Origin of the sequence: Acinetobacter sp. ANC 5054, assembly GCF_002135295.1 — a bacterium.
GTDB lineage: Bacteria > Pseudomonadota > Gammaproteobacteria > Pseudomonadales > Moraxellaceae > Acinetobacter.
Genome location: NZ_NEGG01000011.1, coordinates 129,809 through 147,821, shown reverse-complemented (window position 1 = coordinate 147,821; position 18,013 = coordinate 129,809). Strand labels below are relative to the sequence as shown.

The following is an 18,013-nucleotide window of genomic DNA, read 5'->3' as shown; positions in this document are numbered from 1 at the left end:
GATCCCTTCCCGAACTCAGAAGTGAAACCTCTTAGCGCTGATGGTAGTGTGGGGTTACCCATGTGAGAGTAAGTCATCGCCAGCTCATTATTCTAAACACCCCCTGATTCAAAGAGTCAGGGGGTGTTTTTTTATGTGGGAAATTTATGAGAGGATTTTAAGTGGCTGGGAGATATAATAAATCCTGAGTTTTTATTAGAAATAAAGTAAATTAGAAATAAAGTAAAAATGAGTAGAAAAAAATTATCAGCACTCTTGTTGTGTCAGATTAAAAAGCCATTTAAGAAACGGTATGAGATTGCTATAAAAGGGTAGGTTAAAAGAAGGTAATGGATATAATATCGAATAGATTTGGTAAAAAAATTGATTTCTAGATATTGAATAAAATTAATTATTGAATACTAATAAAAAATTAAGAAAAATTGCTAATGTAGATTTTATACAAATATAATAAAATGGAAATATATAATTTTATTCATAAGGCTATTATAAATGTCATTCAAAAAAATACTTATTACAAGTCTTGTTGCATTAAGTTCATTTGGTGTTACTGCTGGAGAATATCAAGATAAATTAAGCGAATGCCTCGTAAATAAAATTTCTGCAGAAGAAAATCAGAATTTAACAACTTGGATCTATTTAGCTTTTTCATCACATCCTGCAATTTCTAAATATAGCAAAGTGACAGATGCAGAAATGCAAAAAATTGATAAAAACATGGCTGTATTATTTCAGGATCTTTTTACTACGCGGTGTAATGCAGAAATTAAAGCGGTAACTGAAAATGAGGGCACGAATGCTTTAGGTAAAGCATTCGAGTTATTAGGTAATCGTGCAGCAGAAAACTTAATGCAAAATCCTGCAGTTGAAAAGAGAATTTCTTCTTTTGCTCAATATTTTGATGAAGAAAAAATGCGTCAATCTATGAAATAAATACTCTCAGATTTTTATGATGTGCTTAGCATTTGATATTGGCTAAGTTCTTCACTTGCTTTTCTTAAAGCATATAACAATTGTCCTAATAACACATTTTGTGATGTTAAGATAACTAATATCATAGGATGTTGAGGATGGGATATCGCAGTTAGTAAGGCTTTTCCATTTTCAGCATCTAAGGTAATAGTTTGACAACCCACTAAATTAATTTCTTTCGTAAATGCTTGTATCATCGCTAATATTGAACTACTCACAGCTGCGAGCTTACCCGAATTTTCGATATTCTTCTTTTGTATCGACGTCAGTTCAAAGCCATCTGTTGAACAAAGCATGGTATATTCAATACCAGAAACATCCATAATTAAGTCTTTCATCAGATTATGTGCATGCTCAATAAGCTGTTGTGGTGCTGAGCGAGTCATATGTCTAGATAAACTCATAATATTTTAACCTTAAATAGCAAGTTGAACTTCTGCTTTAGTAATGAGAGCTTCAAGAATAAAAAGAATGTCAGTTTTTTTTCTCGCATCAATATAAAAAATTGGATGATGTAATTGTTGTTGATCTTGCCAATCTTTATACAGTTTAGTTGATTGATGCTGTGTACTATCTAAATGAGTGATCGCAATAATAATATTTTCATTGCTTTCAGAAAAATATTTTAAATAGTCATTCAGTTGTTGAATAGGATTGTCATGTGTATGATCAATCAAAATAATTGTACCAATTGCACCTTGGCAAATTGTATTCCATATAAAGTTAAATCGCTCTTGGCCAGGTGTCCCGTATAGCCCGAGTTTAGTTCCATCTGTTAATGTGAGCTCACCATAATCAATCCCAACTGTAGTCAGCATTTTTTGATGTGCGTGTAGATCAGTATTGAGTGCCTCTGTGTTGAGCACTGGAATATCAGAAATACTTTGTATAGCGGTTGTTTTTCCAGCACCCATGGTTCCGGCAAAGACGATTTTGAATTGCTGTAAAATCATATTAAATTTTCAAATTCCTAGTTTTTTTCTAAGACTACGGAAAAAATTCTGTAATGGCTTAGATGCTTCAATCGCATTTTGTTGGCTATGGAAGACGGTTGCCATAGCTGGTATTTCAATAATGATATTTGCACTGTGACAAGCAAATAGATAACGATTAATAAAATTATGGTTTAAATGCATTTGTTCAGAGATATATTGTGTTGAGCTACCTTCCATAAAAAATGCGGATATTTTGAGTAAAGATTTACGTTCAACACAATTTATAGGTTGTGGCCAATGAAGAAGTTTATAGTGCTTTGTAAATACAGGGGTTTCATATCCAACATAATCCCAGACAAACTGCCATAATCCTTGTTGTAGATTGCATGATTTCGAACTGTATTTAAAACTGACAACACTATTGATATCGGCTGGTATGAGTGAAAGTTCGGATTTTTGCATGATTTGAATATTTTGTTTTACCCAAAATTCATTGCTGAGGTTATCAATTAACGCAATGGGCTTATTATCTAATACAAGGAGAAGTCGTTGGTGATTTTCTATTTGAGAAAAGGTGTCAGCAATTTGTAGATGACTTAATTTGTAATCAACATCTGTAATGGGTTGTGAGAGTGTACGAACTTGCTGGGTATTGCTGAAACGTAGTAATACATTATGTTCTAACCAATCTTCAAAATGATTTGTATTTGTTAAGGGTAAAAAAAGAGTATCTTGCTTAATTTCATTAGCATTTAATTCATTTTTTTTTAGCTTCAATATGATTAAATCATCATGTTTAATTTTAGTGATATTGGGCAAATCAATAAAGTCCTCATTGATTAATAGTACTTGTAATTTTGAATCAGCGATATGTGTCCAATTTATTGTAAAAAATTCGGATAGTTTTTTTGAAATAATAGATTTAATTTCATTGATAACATTTAGATTTAAGCCAAAGACAGAAATATATAGTGTGTTATTCATGATGAAGTCCGTGAAAACGGGCTATTTCAAATGAAATAACCCAGTTTTGTATTAAGAAAAATCTAATTCTTTTTCAAAACGTTTAAGTTCATGGCGTGCCATAGCAAGATTTGATTTACTACGGTCTAACACTAGATATAAGAATAAATCTTCATTTGAATCGAGTGGGCGAATTAAGTGATATTGTTTACCTAAAGTAATTAAAATGTCTTCAATTGAATCATTAAGATTCAATGCTTTAGCAACTTTCCGCTTTGAACGAACAACTTCGGTATTACCAGCAGCAGCTAACTCTAAGTCGACTTCGTTATTACCTTGTGTAGCCAAAGCTAAACCACTATCACTATCAACCAATGCAGCAGCAACAAAACCGTCAATTTCAGTTAATCCATTTAAAGATAATTTAGCCATTATTAACCCCAATAATTTATATATTAGTCAGTAATTTATTTTTACTGATGTGTAAGATATTAGCTAAATCCATTGAATAAACAATACTGATAAATATTAGGTGGTTGATTATTGTTAAGAATAAATAAAGTAAAAAAATATGAATAAATTTTTTAAAATTTTAGATTGGCCTTATTGTGTAGAATGTTTAAACTATTTTTTCTAATCAAGAAAATAAATCATATTTAAGTGCATTGTTTTTTATAATTTTTTTATTAATAGGTTTAATGTATTATTTTATATTTTTAATATATTAAAAATATGGTCTTATATAAAAAGGGTATTAAACAAGAATTCTGTTTGTTCGTTTAATATTCATTTAAAAGTAACATATAATATTTAATTATTTTTAATAATGTGATATAAAACAAATAAATAGAATTAAATGTGTTTTACTTTTAAAAGTTCAATCCTACTAAAAATAGGACTGAACTGTTGTCAGCTTACAAGGCATTTTTTAGATTTTTTTGATGCTCCTCAACTTGCTTTGCATAACGTTTACCTTGTTTCTTCATTTGTCGATTTGAATTGTAAGCAGTTGGACCAACATTATAATAAGCAAGTGCTTTAGGCATACTTCCAGATGAATTCTTATATTTGGTCAAAATAAAAGATCCACAGTTAATATTGGTTAATTCGTCAGACAAATCACCAGGACAAGTGGCTTGCCAGTAGCGAGGCATGACTTGAGTTAAGCCGACTGCACCAGCAGGTGAGACTACTGTTGGTCTAAAAGTTGATTCTTGGCGAATAACAGCAGCGATTAATAATGGATCTAATTCATATTGATCTGCTGATTGAATAATATAGGGTGAAACACGATTTGCTGTATCGGGATGAACAGCATAGGCTTTTTGAATACCCGTTGATAATTTTGAAGCACGTTTAGATACAGAACCTCCACCCAGTGAAGAGCAGCCTGCAAGTATTGTTGTAGTGACAAAAATGCTCATGAAATTAATTAAGCGTTTTTTTGACAAGATCTGAGTCATATTATTATTGAATTGAACGTGCTTAAACAAAATAAAAAACCATCAAATGCATAAATTGAACCGATATTATTAAGTCTTCATTTTCACGTCAAGTTTGACTGTAATATATCCTTATGGTGAAATTGTAAAATTTGCTTATAAATTATGCGATATCGGCATTTAATATAGAATTAATAATATAAGAGGAACAATTTTTGAATAAAACTGTTCCTCTAGTATGGAATTGTAGATTGAAATTAGTTTGGTTCATTAAGGAAATTAAAGTAATTTATTCGCAATGCAAATTGATAATTTAAAGCCTTTTAAGCATCCAAATTTCACATGCTTGGCTGTGTCCTGTATTGCCTCTAGGGCTTACTAGGTGTTCAAAGCCTAATTTCTCATATAATTTAACAGCTTGCCATAAAGATTGCGTAGTTTCTAAATAGCAGGCTTGAAATTGCTGTGTTTTTGCAAATGTAAAACATTGTTCTAATATTTTTTGTGCAAAGCCATGCCCGCGTAGTTCAGGTAAAAAATACATTTTTTGTATTTCTAGTAGTGTTGCATCACCCTTTAAAGGTGATATTCCACCGCCACCGAAAATCTGACCATTTTCATCTTCAATTACCCAATAGTGTGAGTTTTGATTTGCATAGACTTGACTTAGATTATCTAAGATCGGATCTGCGACAGCAAAACCTGACTCAGCAGCTAAGCCAAATTCTTGAGAAACTTTACGAATTATTGCTGCAATAGCTGAATTATCTTTTTCTTGAATTTGGCGGATGAAGAACATGATAAATATAGAATATTGAGATGGATTGTTTATATACCTTTAATAGGTAGAAATCCATCTCAATATAAATAATCGCTGAATTAAACGGGCATTTATTTTAATTCACTCGAGCTTTTACCTAATTCACGTCGTGCGATAATGAGTTGTTGTATTTGTTGAGTACCTTCAAAAATATCTAAAATTTTTGAATCTCGCGCCCATTTTTCCAGTAATTCATCTTCGTTATATCCTACAGCTGCTGCGAGCTCAACACACTTTAGCGTAATGTCATTTCCAACACGTCCTGCCTTGGCTTTGGCAATTGATGCTTCACGGGAGTTAGGCTTTTTATTGTCCGCCATCCATGCTGCTTTTAGCATGAGTAAACGAGCTGCCTCCCAGTCTGCTTCCATGCGATATATTTGTGCTGCAATATTGGAACATTGTAGAGATGGAGTTATGTAATGCTCATCTAACTCATCTTTAAATATTTCTTTGATCCTCTCTAGTGATGCTTTAGCACATCCAATAGCCATAGCAGCAACGAGAGGGCGGGTATTATCAAAGGTTTCCATAACACCAGCAAAGCCTTTTGCTACATCTATTTCAGCATTGCCCAATAAATTTGTTGCGGGTACACGGCAATCTACAAAACTAATCGCGGCTGTATCTGATGCCTTAATGCCAAGTTTATGTTCAAGGCGTTCAACAGTCATGCCTGGCGTGCCTTTTTCAACCACAAATGATTTAATAGCAGCGCGGACCAATTTTTTATCTAGGGTAGCCCAAACAACGATAGCATCCGCACGTTCACCTGAAGTTACAAAAATTTTTTCACCATTTAAAATGTAATCATCTCCGTCTTGTGTTGCTGTCGTACGTATCGCTGCAGAGTCTGAACCGCAATTTGGTTCGGTGATCGCCATCGCTGCCCATGTGCCATTAAAACGTTCAAGCTGTTCATCATTTGCAACTGCAGCTATGGCAGAGTTTCCTAAGCCTTGTCGTGGCATACTCAGTAACAGTCCAGTATCGCCATAACACATTTCAATTATGCTTAGGGCAGTAGACATATTGATGCCATTTTTATTACCCGTATCGACATCGCCGCGTTTGTTGACTGCTGCACCTGCATTCATGCCATCGCCACCTTCGTTCATGCCATCGACTACCGAGGCCAACATATCGAGTTCTTTGGGATAGGCATGTTCAGCTTTATCGTATTTACGAGATATTGGACGCAGTACATTTAAAGCCACTTCATGAGCTTGATCGATTAATAATTTAAACTTTTTTGGATTTTGTAAGTTCATCGCGAGATCCTTTATTTTTGTTATGTGATTTAGGCATGCAGGCCAGAATGTATAATTGCTGTCGCACGTAGATCACGATACCAACGCTCTACAGGATGTTCTTTGGTGAAACCATGACCGCCCAAAATTTGTACGCCATCCGTTCCAATTTTCATAGCTTTTTCAGCACATAATATGCGAGCTAAATATGCTTCACGATGAAATGATTTCCCTGATTCTGCAAGGCTTGCAGCGTTTAGAATAAGCATATGCATAGCATCGATTTCAATTGCCATATCGGCAATCATAAAAGCTACACTTTGACGATGTGAAATAGGTTCACCAAAAGCAGTTCGTTCATTGGCATATTGGATACAATATTTTTTGAGGGCTGTGGCAGTTCCAACGGCCATGGCGCACCACATCAAATTACCTAGGTCGATGAACGCAGAATAATCAAAATCATCATCTCCTAGACGCTGCGCAGCGGTTTGCTCAAACTTTAAGGTCACGGTCTCAGTCGCTTTTAGACCCATGGCAGGCGATTTTTTGGAACGGATCGTTTCGTCACGATTCACCACGAACACTTCAGGTTGTCCGTTGAGCATTGCTGTAACCAACAATACATCTGCATGTTCACCTAAGAGCACTATGGTTTTTTCACCGGTAATTTTATAGTTTGAGCCATCGGCTACTGCACGGGTTTTTAATTGGTAAGGATTAAATGCGGGTGTATTTTCTTGCACTGCAAATGTTGCAATAATCTCTGAGTCTTCAGCAAAGACGGGAAGGTAGGTGGATTGAACCGATTCTGAACCCCATTGTGTGATTGCATTAATACAACTAAAGGTCGAGAGTAACCCAGCGGTCAGACTGAAATCACCTGCAGCTAAATGTTCAGCGATCAGGATGTTACTGACAATATTTTTTTCTGCCGCAACACCGCCTAAATCTTCAGGTAAAGCATAATAATTCAGTCCTAAATCTTGTATATGTTTCCATAATTGCGGTGGAAACTTTTCATCTTGGTCGGCCTGATGTGCCAGTGGATATAAGACTTCTGCAGCAAATTGCTGCATCGCATCAGCAGTCATTTGCTGTTCTTCTGTCAAATTTAAATCGAACAATGATTTTTGTTGATTTGGTAAACGTTGCTTATGCAGGTCATTATTTTTTTTAAAGGCTTTTTGTGTGTGACTTAAGGTTTTAAAACCCGCTTTCGAACTTTGATATAAGGATTTTTCAACAAATTTACGGAGTTTAAATTGGTCCAGTACATCACTTCCCGCAAGTTTAGTGAGTAGTGAGAGTCCAAGTCCTTGGGCTTTATTTACCATATTCGTCATTTTTTGTTTTCCATGTGCATAATGCTTTTTTTATGCTGACATGCATGCTCATGAAAAACCATGTCATAAGTGACATGGATGATTGTCAAAGATAAACGGTAAATTAAAATATTTTAATGAATTAAATAATTGATAAATATAAACTTTGTTAAAGATGAGGAGTGGTGTGTAAGTTTAAAATTGACTTGATTGACATATTACCAATCAAGTCGAGTTGAGCTGAATATAAGATTTATAGATATTTTTGAATCATACGACGAACATTGGTTTTGGCTTCAATGACCGTCATAAATGTATAAGCCCCGATAAATTTACGGCTAATAAACATAAATTCTTTGGGTGGAACGGAGAAATAGCGAGATGCCATCGACTTAGAGGCTTGTTGCATCACACGGCTATGTAATTGGCTCTTTTTCCAATCATAACGATGTTGCTCATCCATTACACCAGCAGGAATTTCAGGATTATTATCTAAGCTACTAAATGCTTCGGTAGCGAGTAAAAATACTTTTGCCATGTCGGGTTTGATGCTTTGCGGAATACCGTCAAAGAACTCATAACCAGTCATGGCTTGAACCATTTGCTCTGAACTGTGGTTATAACCCGCTGTAATTAAATGCCGTGCAACTCCGAGTAAATGTTCATCAAATTGACGAATAGCACCGAAGTCTAACAGTACAATTTTATCCAAAACGTCAGTACCATTTCCTAAACGAACTAAGTAATTACCAAAATTCGGGTCAGTTTGCATTTCACCCCATTCAAAAATTTCACGTACTGCAATTTCAAGTGAAGCTTCACCTAAGGCATTACGACGATCTTGTGGTAAAGACAGCATCACAGGGCTGTTAATGGGCACACCGCGCTCAAAGGTCATACACAACACTTGATTGGTTGAATAGCCATCAATAATTTGAGGAACGATATAACGTGGATCTTCTTTTAAACGAGCGCCGAAACGACGTGTGGTTTCAGCTTCAATTTTATAGTTCACTTCACGGTGCATCATTTCACGCACTTCATCAAACCACTGATCAAATTCACGGGTTTGCGGCACCATGCGAGTTAATTTCAGCATGTTTTTAAACAAATTCATATCGGAGTCTATCGCATCAGCGACACCCGGATATTGAATTTTTAAAACCAGTTCCAAACCATCAGATTTACGTTTTGCACGATGGACTTGTGCCAAAGATGCAGTACCTAGAGGTTCATGATCAATCACAAGGTCATCGAGTTTAGAACCCAATTGGTTTTGTAATTGAACTTTAATGGCAGGCCATGCAAGGGCAACGGTTTGGTTGTTCAGTGTGTTGAGGGCTTGAGTAATTTCTTCAGGGAGAAAGTGTTCACCATAAAGCGCCATCATTTGACCAATTTTAACAATTGAGCCTTTAAGTTTTCCAATTTCTGCGACTAAGTACTCGGCTTGGTCTTTCATGGCTTTTTTGCGCTTTCTCTCTTTTTCTTCTTCATTTGAGAAAATAGAGGTTGCGTTTGATGCTGCCCAGCGAGTACCAGCAAGTAAGGATGCCTTAGCGATAGATAAGCGACGATCCATAGAGGAAGTTTTTAACTGTTTAAGCTTATCGTTCTGATCTGACATGTAAAATAAATCCTGTAATCAGCTATTCGCAGAAAAATATATTGTATCCAATTTTAGCGTTTCTTAACGTATTAAAATAGTTCAACTTACTGAATATGTAGTAACTATATGCAAACCTAAGTAATCAGTACATTAATTCGACAAAATGGCATATATTTAAAGCCTGAATTTGATTTTAACCGTGTCATTTTGCATCAACGCGGCTTTGTGGGATTCGATATGTTGGTGAATTAACTTTTGTACCGACTCATTGGTAAAGCCCAAAGCATAACCTTTTACAATAATGATGCTTGGTAAGCTAAAAAATAGGGTACGCGCATTTTCTAAAGTAGCATTTGGAAAAACATTATGTTCTACCAACAATTGCTGAAAATACTGTTTCTCTAATTTGACTTTCTGTGACTGTGTATCATCCCAATAGCTTTGACGCATTGCCATTAGGTTGTTGTGCTTGTAGCTCATTGGAGCTCCGCAGTGTTAAATCTACTAAAATGTATGAGGGTAATTTTATGAAATAAAAGACATTGATCAAGTAAAAAATCATAAACAATTGAGCTTTAATCAGTTTTACCCTTGTAAAAAGTATTTGAAAACTAGAATACCGTTCACCATAGGAGCTACATTGAAAAAATTGAACAATAATTTCTAATGGAATGTTCCCGTTGCCAGATCTCTTGCAAATGAATCATCAATGAATGTCATAGTGAAAGTGAATAAAGGCTTATAAATATTATAAATGCGCTTAAAACAAGGTATCATAGGGCGTTTTAAAAATTATGAACTGGAGACGCCTTAAGTGGATCGACCGACTATTAGCCCTGAACATTTACAGGAAGCAGCTGAAAATTTAACAACAATTCGAGATTATATCCGTTTTGGGGTAACAGCTTTACGTCAATATGATGCCCACTTAGGTCAAGGTACAGAAGACTATTTTGCAGAAAGTTCAGCTTTGGTGTTACAAACACTGTCATTAGACTGGAATGCTGATGCAGAAATTTTAGATGCGAAAGTTTTGCCAAGTGAAGCAGCAGAATTTTTAGCATTATTAGAACGTCGTATTAATGAAAAAGTGCCGACTTCTTATTTATTAAATCTCTCTTATTTCTTTGGTAAGCCATTTTATGTTGATGAGCGTGTGCTAATTCCACGTTCACCAATTGCAGAACTTATTGAAAATCGTTTTGCACCTTATTGTTTAGGTGAAAATGGTGAAATGGGTGCAGCAGTCAATAACTTGCCTGAAAATCCAAGTCCCAAAACACCACAACGTATTTTAGATATGTGTACGGGTTCTGGTTGTATTGCAATTGCTTTGGCTTATGCTTTCCCAGATTCAGAAGTGGATGCGACAGATTTATCTAAAGATGCTCTTGAAGTGGCGCAAATTAACTGCGAACACCACAATAAACAATATCAAGTGGCATTACTTGAGTCTGATTTATTCGCAAAAATCCCTGCTGAAAATCAATATGATTTAATCGTTTCAAATCCACCATATGTTGATGCTGAAGACATGGCGGATTTACCTGATGAATTCCACCATGAGCCAGAAATGGCATTGGCTGCGGGTCAAGACGGTTTAGACCTTGTTCGTAAAATGCTCGCACAAGCTGCAGATTACCTGACTGAAGATGGTTTAATCGTGATTGAAGTGGGTAACTCTGAATGGGCTATGCGTCAAAACTTCAACACAGTTGATTTCTACTGGTTGCAGTTCCAAAAAGGTGGCACAGGTATCTTTGCTTTAACCGCTGCACAGTGCCGCGAATACCGCGATTTATTTATTCAATCTGTTCAAGCATAAGGAGTCGTTTGACATGGCAGGTAATAGTATAGGGCAACTCTTCCGTGTAACGACTTGTGGTGAATCTCATGGCGTTGGTCTTATGGCCATCGTGGATGGGGTTCCACCGGGTATTGAACTGTCTGAAGCAGATTTGCAAAAAGACTTAGACCGTCGTAAGCCAGGGACATCGAAGTTTGCAACTCAGCGTAAAGAACCTGATGAAGTTGAAATTTTTTCAGGCGTATTTGAGGGTAAAACCACAGGTACTTCGATTGGTCTTTTGATCCGTAATACAGATCAAAAGTCTAAAGATTATGGCAATATTGCACAGACTTTCCGTCCAGGTCATGCTGATTATACTTATACGCAAAAGTATGGTTTCCGTGACTATCGTGGTGGCGGTCGTTCAAGCGCTCGTGAAACAGCGATGCGTGTTGCTGCGGGTGCAATTGCGAAGAAATTTCTTCTTGAAAAATTTGGGATTGAAATTCGTGGCCATGTGACACAAATCGGGACTGAAAAAGCGGAAAAATTGGATTGGAATGAAGTTCCAAATAATCCATTCTTCTGTGGTGATGCCGATGCTGTGTCACGTTTTGAAGCGCTAGTCACTTCACTACGTGAGCAAGGTACAAGCTGTGGTGCAAAACTTGAAATTATTGCTTCTAAAGTCCCAGTGGGTTGGGGCGAGCCAGTATTTGATCGCTTAGATGCAGATATTGCACATGCAATGATGTCGATTAATGCAGTCAAAGGCGTTGAAATTGGCGATGGTTTTGGTGTAGCTGAACAGTTTGGTCATGAAACCCGTGATGAGCTGACAACTGATGGTTTCTTAGCAAATCATGCAGGTGGTATTTTAGGTGGTATTTCAAGCGGTCAAGACATTCGTGTGGCGATTGCATTAAAACCTACAGCGTCAATCACGACACCAGGTAAAACAATCAATATAAACCGTGAAGATACGGATGTATTGACTAAAGGTCGCCATGACCCATGTGTGGGTGTGCGTGCGACACCGATTGCAGAAGCAATGCTTGCGATTGTGTTGATGGATCACTTCATGCGTAACCGTGCACAAAATGCCGAAGTGGTTGCACCATTTGCACCGATTGAGCCGAAGTAATTCGACTTAATTCCTTTGCCAAGGGTTAGCAAAAATAGCACCTTTCTAAAAGACCAGACACATGTCTGGTCTTTTTTACACTGAAGAAAATATAGAAGAAATAGAATGCAAATACGACTAGCAAAAGCAAATGACATAGAAAACTTAGAAAGATTGATAAATCATGCCTACCGTGGGCAACATGTTCAAAGTTGGACGACTGAACATGGTATTGTTGATGGACAACGAATAAATCAGCAGCAATTACTTCATTTAATAAATACGGACAATTTTCAACTGTTTGTGATGTTAAATAATGCAGAACAGATCGTGGGGTGTATTGGTGCTGAATTCACAGGGAATACGTGTGACATCGGTACATTTGCGATAGATCCCGCATGGCAAGGTGGTGGATTGGGACGACAATTATTGGAGTATGCCGAAAAACAGGCAATCGTTTTAAAACCAAATCTTACTCAATTTGGTATGTATGTGATTGATGTGCGTTTGGAGTTGATCCAGTTTTATCAGCGCTGTGGTTATCAAAACATTCAACAACCTGAAAATTATCCTGTTGGGCAAGGTTTTGGTGAACCTTTGACTCAACTTGAATTGATTCGTTTGGTTAAAAATATCCATTGATCGTAAATATCGGATAGATCAAATTGAGTAAATTTTTCAATGTTCTGCAAATTTAACAGTTTGCAGAACATGTAATTTTGTCGTTAACCAATTAAAATTGGAAAACTAATAAGAACATTATTCGTCAACTTACTTTTAGGTATATGCGCGTAAAAATAGACGATAAGCATCAGATTTTACATTGTTTTTATACATATAGTGGGTAATATCACCTTGATTGGTCGACATCACGACCGCAATATTTTTGGCATTTTTGAAGTTCTTTAAAAGACGATCAGGAACCATCACAGTATTTGAAGAATCAACAATATTTGATTTCTCTAACTGGCGATAATCCGTTTGCCCAATAACGCTATAAGAATAAATTTTACCATCGACAATAAAAGTAAATTCATTCATTTCTAATTGCTTTTGGTCATATAGATGCAGTGAAAGCGCATATTCTCCACGAGTGGGCTGCCAATCGATTGAAAGTTCAGGGCAGCTTTGTCCTGCTTCGCATATCAGCTGTCCTCGAGTAACAATACGGTTCGTTGTTTTGGTATTTTCAACGATATTTGCGCCTTTTAATTTTATTTCCTTCGTTGCAGCAGGTTTCCCTGTATGCACAGTGATACATCCAGTCAGCAAGATTGTGATGATGCTTAATCCTAGAAAAGATTTCATATTATTTCCCATTGAACATTTATTGTTATAAATCAGTATTTATTTTCGACGCATAATCACACATTGAGTTAAAAAAGTAAAACACATCACACTTTTCTAGTTTTATTGAAAATGCGTGTTTTACTAACATTTTGATATTTAATTAATTTAATAGCTGATTCAATAGATATAACCTGAAGATTTAAAGGTTTTTTAATTTCTCTAAAATCTTAGCTTTGGCTTGGTCAATCTGATCTGGATTAGTTTGTTTTGAAAGCAGCTCGCGCGGTTTTTCACCTAAAAAATATTTGATGCGTTCTGCATTTGCTCCTGAAGGATGGGGAAATCCATCTAAAATTTGATGAGCGTTTAAATAACCTAAATGTTCAAGGTAATTTAGGACTTCATCTACACCTTTACCAAGGGGGATATAAAGGGCGTTTGGTAGTTGTTGAACCATGGGGATAAAGTAGTGATGTATATGCTGTTTCAGAAAATCATTTTTTAGCATCGCAGGCGTTGAACCTGCATAATTTTTGCCTTTGACCAAAATACATTGCTGTAACGCGGAGCACATTTGCACCATTTCTTGATGTTCAGTAAAAAGTTGTTGTGTGGTGGTGATGCCTAAATGGTGCTGTAAGCCAACATAGTCTAATAACTGGGTCAAATTTTTACGAATAGGACCGCTAAATGCACCACTTGTTTTGGCATTATTAAGGATTAGATTTTGGGATAACCCTTGCTGAATGCTAGCTTTTGCTGCAACTAAAGCATTTATCCATTGTTGTTGGCCTGGACAAATTCCAACAATGACTAGCTTTGCATCTAGATTGATGTGTTCAAATGGTGCATAAAAACTTTGTAGCGTTTTTTCTGCATCTATCAATAGCAAATCAGTCTGCGTTAATTCTTCAATCGAATGCGTGGCAATGATTTCAGCAAAATCCGCAAATTGGGCAAGTTTGTCCATATTGTGTCAATCAACCCTGTACCGAGTTGTCATTCTAACTGATATTGAATTGTATCAATCATTTAGACTGTTTTTTATAGTGAAATTGGGAATTGAAATAATGTAGAGCATAAATGCTAACAATATTGACCCAAGAAGCACTTGTATTTTGGTATAAAAATTGCTCATATCAATTAAGGCACAAAAGATATTCAGCGCCGATTAAAAATAATAGCGATGGTTGCAGGAGAGAAGCACGCGATGTGCTCGCCGAAGGAGCAAGTTCCCCCAGGAAACTCTCAGGCAAAAGGACTGTAATCATTATGAAAATCTGGAGAGAAGTAAGCTGGACTTACTCACCGAAGGGGAAGGTTAATATTTACCATTAACCAAAGCTCTCAGGTACCAATGACAGATGGGGCGAATCTAGGAATAATGATTCCAAGGAGCCTATATGTGTCATATTGTAGTGATTGGTGCAGGAATTACAGGGGTAACGACAGCCTATGAATTAGGCCTGTTGGGCTATCGAGTTACTGTCGTAGATAAACACTTATATCCAGCCATGGAAACTTCATTTGCCAATGGCGGGCAACTTTCAGCATGTAATGCAGAAGTTTGGAATCAAAAAGCCACAGTGCTTAAAGGCATAAAGTGGATGTCACAAAAGTCAGCACCTTTGTTGCTTAATCCTAGTTTTAATATTCATAAATACTCATGGCTATTTGAGTTTATGGGTCATATAAAAAATTATCGTGAAAATACCCATGAAACCGTTAAATTGGCTTTAATGGCTCGGCAACGTTTATTTGAAATTGCGGAAAATGAACAGCTGCAATTCGATTTGGAAAAACGCGGAATCTTACACTTCTTTCATAACCAACATGATTATGATGTTGCTACACAGGTCAATACCATGTTGTGTGAAGGTGGCCTAGAGCGGCATCCTGTGAGCTTGTCTGAAATTCGTCAAATTGAACCAAGTTTAACGGGTGAGTATTACGGCGGCTTTTATTGCCCAGGTGATGCAACCGGTGATATTCATAAGTTCACCACACAGCTTGCCAAAGCAACTGAACGCTATGATGTAAATTATCTTTGGGGTTTTGAAGTCACTGATTTTGAGCATCATACTGATGGTGTGAATATTCATTTAAAGCCAAGCACTGAAAATATGGATATTTTAAGGTCTGAAATAGATGTACTCAAAGCAGATGCTGTCGTGGTCTGTGGTGGTGTGGGGAGTTATGAATTGGCCAATAAGCTTGGCGATCGTGTTAATGTATATCCTGTGAAAGGCTATTCAATTACGATTAATTTAAATGATGAACAAAGTCAGACCAATGCACCTTGGGTGAGTCTATTGGATGAAAGTGCAAAAATTGTAACGTCAAGACTGGGTATAGATAGACTTCGAGTTGCTGGAACAGCAGAGTTTAATGGATACAATCGTGATATCCGAGCAGATCGCATTCAGCCCTTAATTGATTGGTCGAATCGAAATTTTAATTTATCGACAGAGCATGTTGTACCTTGGGCCGGATTACGTCCAATGATGCCAAATATGATGCCTGTGGTGGATGCAGGCAAGCGCAATCACATTTTCTATAATACCGGTCATGGACATTTAGGCTGGACTTTATCTGCTGCAACAGCGGCGATTATTAGCCAGAAAGTCTTAGCATCGCATCCTATTTAGTCGCAATGTTTAAACTAAAAAGCCTCCTATTTTGGAGGCTTTTTTATGATAGAAGGTCTGTTTGAAATTTAATCATATAAACGATAAATACCCGCAAAACGCTCACAACCTTTTTGATCCGTCTTTACTGAAAGTAAGGCTTTACTGTAAATAAACTGATATTTGCAGTCATTTTCATTGTCCGTAATTTGGCTTTTTTGTTCAGGTGTTGTGTAGGCAAGGAAAGGTATGATTTGCGTTTCGACCCGATTGTTCGGATTACGATAGGCAATGCCTTCAATTTTAATACTGTCTTTACTGAGTTGATGGACTTTTAAATGTACTGGTGATGTTGCAAAGTGACCATTTTCAAATTTTAGATAATGTTGCGTCAAACTCTGGTTCATTGAGGTGTAAATGTTCAAATCTTCATGACGAATTTCAAATTGCTGCTTAAAGCAATTCAACGTCTTACACTGCTGCACACGGTTGTACCAAATTTGTTGAGTATCTTCTAATAAACGCAAGGGGGCATCGGTAATCAATTGAGCCGTCAGAAAAAGCGTGTCGAGTTTTTCTCGCTGCTCGGAAAAACCATCAGCACAAAAGTTCTTTTGGGCTTGGCCAGTGGCGTGACGACAGTCGATGTTATTGGCATGCGTCAATGCGGATATACCGAGACCCAAGAAAACAAACAATCCAAATTTTTTGATGATATTTATATCAGTTTTCAACAGCATGATCGCTTATACTTTCACTATGTTGCGCTTGCCCACACTATAGCGAAATAGAAAGCGTGAATACAAGATTTCAATCATTATTTTCTAAAGGATCTATACCATGGTAGCTCAAATTCGTATTGGTCAGGGAATGGATGTACATGCATTTGAGGAAGGTGACTTTGTTACTCTTGCGGGCGTTCAGATTCCACATACACATGGTTTAAAAGCACATTCAGATGGTGATGTGGTGTTGCATGCATTATGTGATGCTTTATTGGGTGCTTTAGCCTTGGGGGATATTGGTCAACATTTCCCTGATACCGACCCAAAATTTAAAGGTGCAGATAGTCGTGTATTACTTAAACATGTATATCAACTGATTTTAGACCGGGGTTATGTGTTGAATAATGCTGATATTACAGTGGCGTGCGAACGTCCAAAATTGGCGAAACACAATTTAGAAATGCGTCAAAGCATTGCGGATGTCATGCAAGTAGAAGTGACACAAATTAGTGTGAAAGCAACAACGACCGAAAAACTAGGATTTACCGGTCGCCAAGAAGGAATTTTATCGACAGCGACAGTACTCATTTCTCACGCGAAATGATCCGGATGGATAAGGGCATGTTGTAAGTCTTTGGTTGCTTTACGACCTTGGAGTTGTAAAGCAACGGCATGGATCAAACCCGTCCATGTTTCATTCGGTTCCCAAATTTGATGCATCATTTCTTGTGCAGTTGGCATATCGATATCCATATAATATTGACGATATAAATACATTAAGCTACTGACACGAAAGTTTTTGGCACAGTGTAACCATACGGTTTGACCTTGAACCAAATGATCGAGCATATCTAAGACCAAAAGACATTGATCGTCTGAAGGTGTATCCCATGAAATAGGCACATGAATATAGTTTAGTCCAAAGTCTAAGCAAATACGGTCTTCATGTTCTAAATGATTTGATGCATCAGTCAGTGCCAAATTGATGACTGTGGTTACGCCATACTCTTTAATACTTTGTAGCTGGGAGGATGTAGGTTGTCCAGAAGTAAATAAGTGCTCGTGTATATATTGGAAGTTTTCAATGTGGCTTAGCGCATTTTCGATTTCATTCATTGGACAAAATTTCCTTCAAAAGAAAAC

At 36.7% G+C, this 18,013-nt stretch carries 20 protein-coding genes, 1 rRNA gene and 1 riboswitch; of the genes, 7 read left to right on the top strand and 14 right to left on the bottom strand.

Features of this window, described 5'->3' with window-relative positions:
• Both rrf and B9T33_RS12235 read left to right on the top strand, forming a co-directional pair.
• Positions 1-85: ribosomal RNA gene (rrf, locus tag B9T33_RS12240) — 5S ribosomal RNA — on the top strand; the annotation flags it as partial.
• A gap of 407 nt (positions 86-492) precedes the next feature.
• Positions 493-933 (top strand): hypothetical protein, encoded by a 441-nt coding sequence (locus B9T33_RS12235; protein ID WP_086179179.1) that lies wholly within the window; start codon positions 493-495, stop codon positions 931-933.
• 14 nt (positions 934-947) lie between these two features.
• Here B9T33_RS12235 and B9T33_RS12230 read toward each other — a convergent pair whose 3' ends face one another.
• The 10 genes from B9T33_RS12230 to B9T33_RS12185 all read right to left on the bottom strand — a co-directional run bounded on the left by B9T33_RS12230 (position 948) and on the right by B9T33_RS12185 (position 9,796).
• Positions 948-1,376 (bottom strand): roadblock/LC7 domain-containing protein, encoded by a 429-nt coding sequence (locus B9T33_RS12230; RefSeq protein ID WP_086179178.1) that lies wholly within the window; start codon positions 1,374-1,376, stop codon positions 948-950.
• A 12-nt stretch (positions 1,377-1,388) separates the two neighbouring features.
• Positions 1,389-1,925 carry a GTP-binding protein gene (locus B9T33_RS12225; protein ID WP_086179177.1) on the bottom strand — a complete coding sequence of 179 codons (537 nt, stop codon included), beginning with the start codon at positions 1,923-1,925 and terminating at the stop codon, positions 1,389-1,391.
• 9 nt (positions 1,926-1,934) lie between these two features.
• Complete coding sequence (locus B9T33_RS12220) at positions 1,935-2,891, bottom strand: hypothetical protein (RefSeq protein ID WP_086179176.1); 957 nt, start codon at positions 2,889-2,891, stop codon at positions 1,935-1,937.
• A gap of 51 nt (positions 2,892-2,942) precedes the next feature.
• Entirely contained in the window at positions 2,943-3,302 is a 360-nt protein-coding gene (locus B9T33_RS12215) for a hypothetical protein (RefSeq protein ID WP_086179175.1), read from the bottom strand.
• Between the two features lie 482 nt (positions 3,303-3,784).
• Entirely contained in the window at positions 3,785-4,294 is a 510-nt protein-coding gene (locus tag B9T33_RS12210; RefSeq protein ID WP_228145822.1) for a lytic transglycosylase domain-containing protein, read from the bottom strand.
• Between the two features lie 331 nt (positions 4,295-4,625).
• Positions 4,626-5,111, bottom strand: coding sequence for a GNAT family N-acetyltransferase (locus tag B9T33_RS12205; protein WP_086179173.1), 486 nt, complete (start codon positions 5,109-5,111; stop codon positions 4,626-4,628).
• A 92-nt stretch (positions 5,112-5,203) separates the two neighbouring features.
• The gene (locus B9T33_RS12200; protein ID WP_086179172.1) at positions 5,204-6,403 is read right to left on the bottom strand and encodes an acyl-CoA dehydrogenase family protein; all 1,200 of its coding nucleotides are present in this window, start codon (positions 6,401-6,403) and stop codon (positions 5,204-5,206) included.
• Positions 6,404-6,432: 29 nt separating this feature from the next.
• Entirely contained in the window at positions 6,433-7,719 is a 1,287-nt protein-coding gene (locus B9T33_RS12195) for an acyl-CoA dehydrogenase family protein (protein WP_171263636.1), read from the bottom strand.
• A 241-nt stretch (positions 7,720-7,960) separates the two neighbouring features.
• Positions 7,961-9,334 (bottom strand): ABC1 kinase family protein, encoded by a 1,374-nt coding sequence (locus tag B9T33_RS12190; RefSeq protein WP_086179170.1) that lies wholly within the window; start codon positions 9,332-9,334, stop codon positions 7,961-7,963.
• Positions 9,335-9,490: 156 nt separating this feature from the next.
• Positions 9,491-9,796 carry a hypothetical protein gene (locus B9T33_RS12185; RefSeq protein WP_086179169.1) on the bottom strand — a complete coding sequence of 102 codons (306 nt, stop codon included), beginning with the start codon at positions 9,794-9,796 and terminating at the stop codon, positions 9,491-9,493.
• A 334-nt stretch (positions 9,797-10,130) separates the two neighbouring features.
• Here B9T33_RS12185 and prmB point away from each other — a divergent pair, with 334 nt between their 5' ends.
• The 3 genes from prmB to B9T33_RS12170 all read left to right on the top strand — a co-directional run bounded on the left by prmB (position 10,131) and on the right by B9T33_RS12170 (position 12,870).
• Positions 10,131-11,141, top strand: a complete 1,011-nt coding sequence (gene prmB / locus B9T33_RS12180) for a 50S ribosomal protein L3 N(5)-glutamine methyltransferase (protein WP_086179168.1) — start codon at positions 10,131-10,133, stop codon at positions 11,139-11,141.
• A gap of 13 nt (positions 11,142-11,154) precedes the next feature.
• On the top strand, positions 11,155-12,249 hold the full coding sequence (aroC, locus tag B9T33_RS12175; protein WP_086179167.1) for a chorismate synthase: 1,095 nt from the start codon (positions 11,155-11,157) through the stop codon (positions 12,247-12,249).
• Between the two features lie 105 nt (positions 12,250-12,354).
• Complete coding sequence (locus B9T33_RS12170; RefSeq protein WP_086179166.1) at positions 12,355-12,870, top strand: GNAT family N-acetyltransferase; 516 nt, start codon at positions 12,355-12,357, stop codon at positions 12,868-12,870.
• A gap of 135 nt (positions 12,871-13,005) precedes the next feature.
• On the opposite strand, the gene B9T33_RS12165 is transcribed toward B9T33_RS12170, so the two are convergent.
• Complete coding sequence (locus B9T33_RS12165) at positions 13,006-13,536, bottom strand: hypothetical protein (protein WP_086179165.1); 531 nt, start codon at positions 13,534-13,536, stop codon at positions 13,006-13,008.
• 181 nt (positions 13,537-13,717) lie between these two features.
• Positions 13,718-14,488, bottom strand: a complete 771-nt coding sequence (locus B9T33_RS16595; RefSeq protein WP_086179164.1) for a hypothetical protein — start codon at positions 14,486-14,488, stop codon at positions 13,718-13,720.
• A gap of 213 nt (positions 14,489-14,701) precedes the next feature.
• Positions 14,702-14,792: riboswitch (glycine riboswitch) on the top strand.
• Between the two features lie 129 nt (positions 14,793-14,921).
• On the opposite strand from B9T33_RS16595, the gene B9T33_RS12155 reads away from it, so the two are divergent.
• Positions 14,922-16,166: a D-amino acid dehydrogenase gene (locus B9T33_RS12155; protein WP_086179163.1), complete on the top strand. Its 1,245-nt coding sequence runs from the start codon at positions 14,922-14,924 to the stop codon at positions 16,164-16,166.
• Positions 16,167-16,234: 68 nt separating this feature from the next.
• Here B9T33_RS12155 and B9T33_RS12150 read toward each other — a convergent pair whose 3' ends face one another.
• The gene (locus tag B9T33_RS12150; protein WP_086179162.1) at positions 16,235-16,885 is read right to left on the bottom strand and encodes a hypothetical protein; all 651 of its coding nucleotides are present in this window, start codon (positions 16,883-16,885) and stop codon (positions 16,235-16,237) included.
• 100 nt (positions 16,886-16,985) lie between these two features.
• On the opposite strand from B9T33_RS12150, the gene ispF reads away from it, so the two are divergent.
• Positions 16,986-17,474, top strand: coding sequence for a 2-C-methyl-D-erythritol 2,4-cyclodiphosphate synthase (gene ispF / locus B9T33_RS12145; RefSeq protein WP_086179161.1), 489 nt, complete (start codon positions 16,986-16,988; stop codon positions 17,472-17,474).
• Here ispF and B9T33_RS12140 read toward each other — a convergent pair.
• Positions 17,462-17,986: a protein tyrosine phosphatase family protein gene (locus tag B9T33_RS12140; RefSeq protein ID WP_086179160.1), complete on the bottom strand. Its 525-nt coding sequence runs from the start codon at positions 17,984-17,986 to the stop codon at positions 17,462-17,464. The two genes, ispF and B9T33_RS12140, sit on opposite strands and share 13 nt — an antisense overlap.
• Positions 17,987-18,013: the final 27 nt, after the last annotated feature.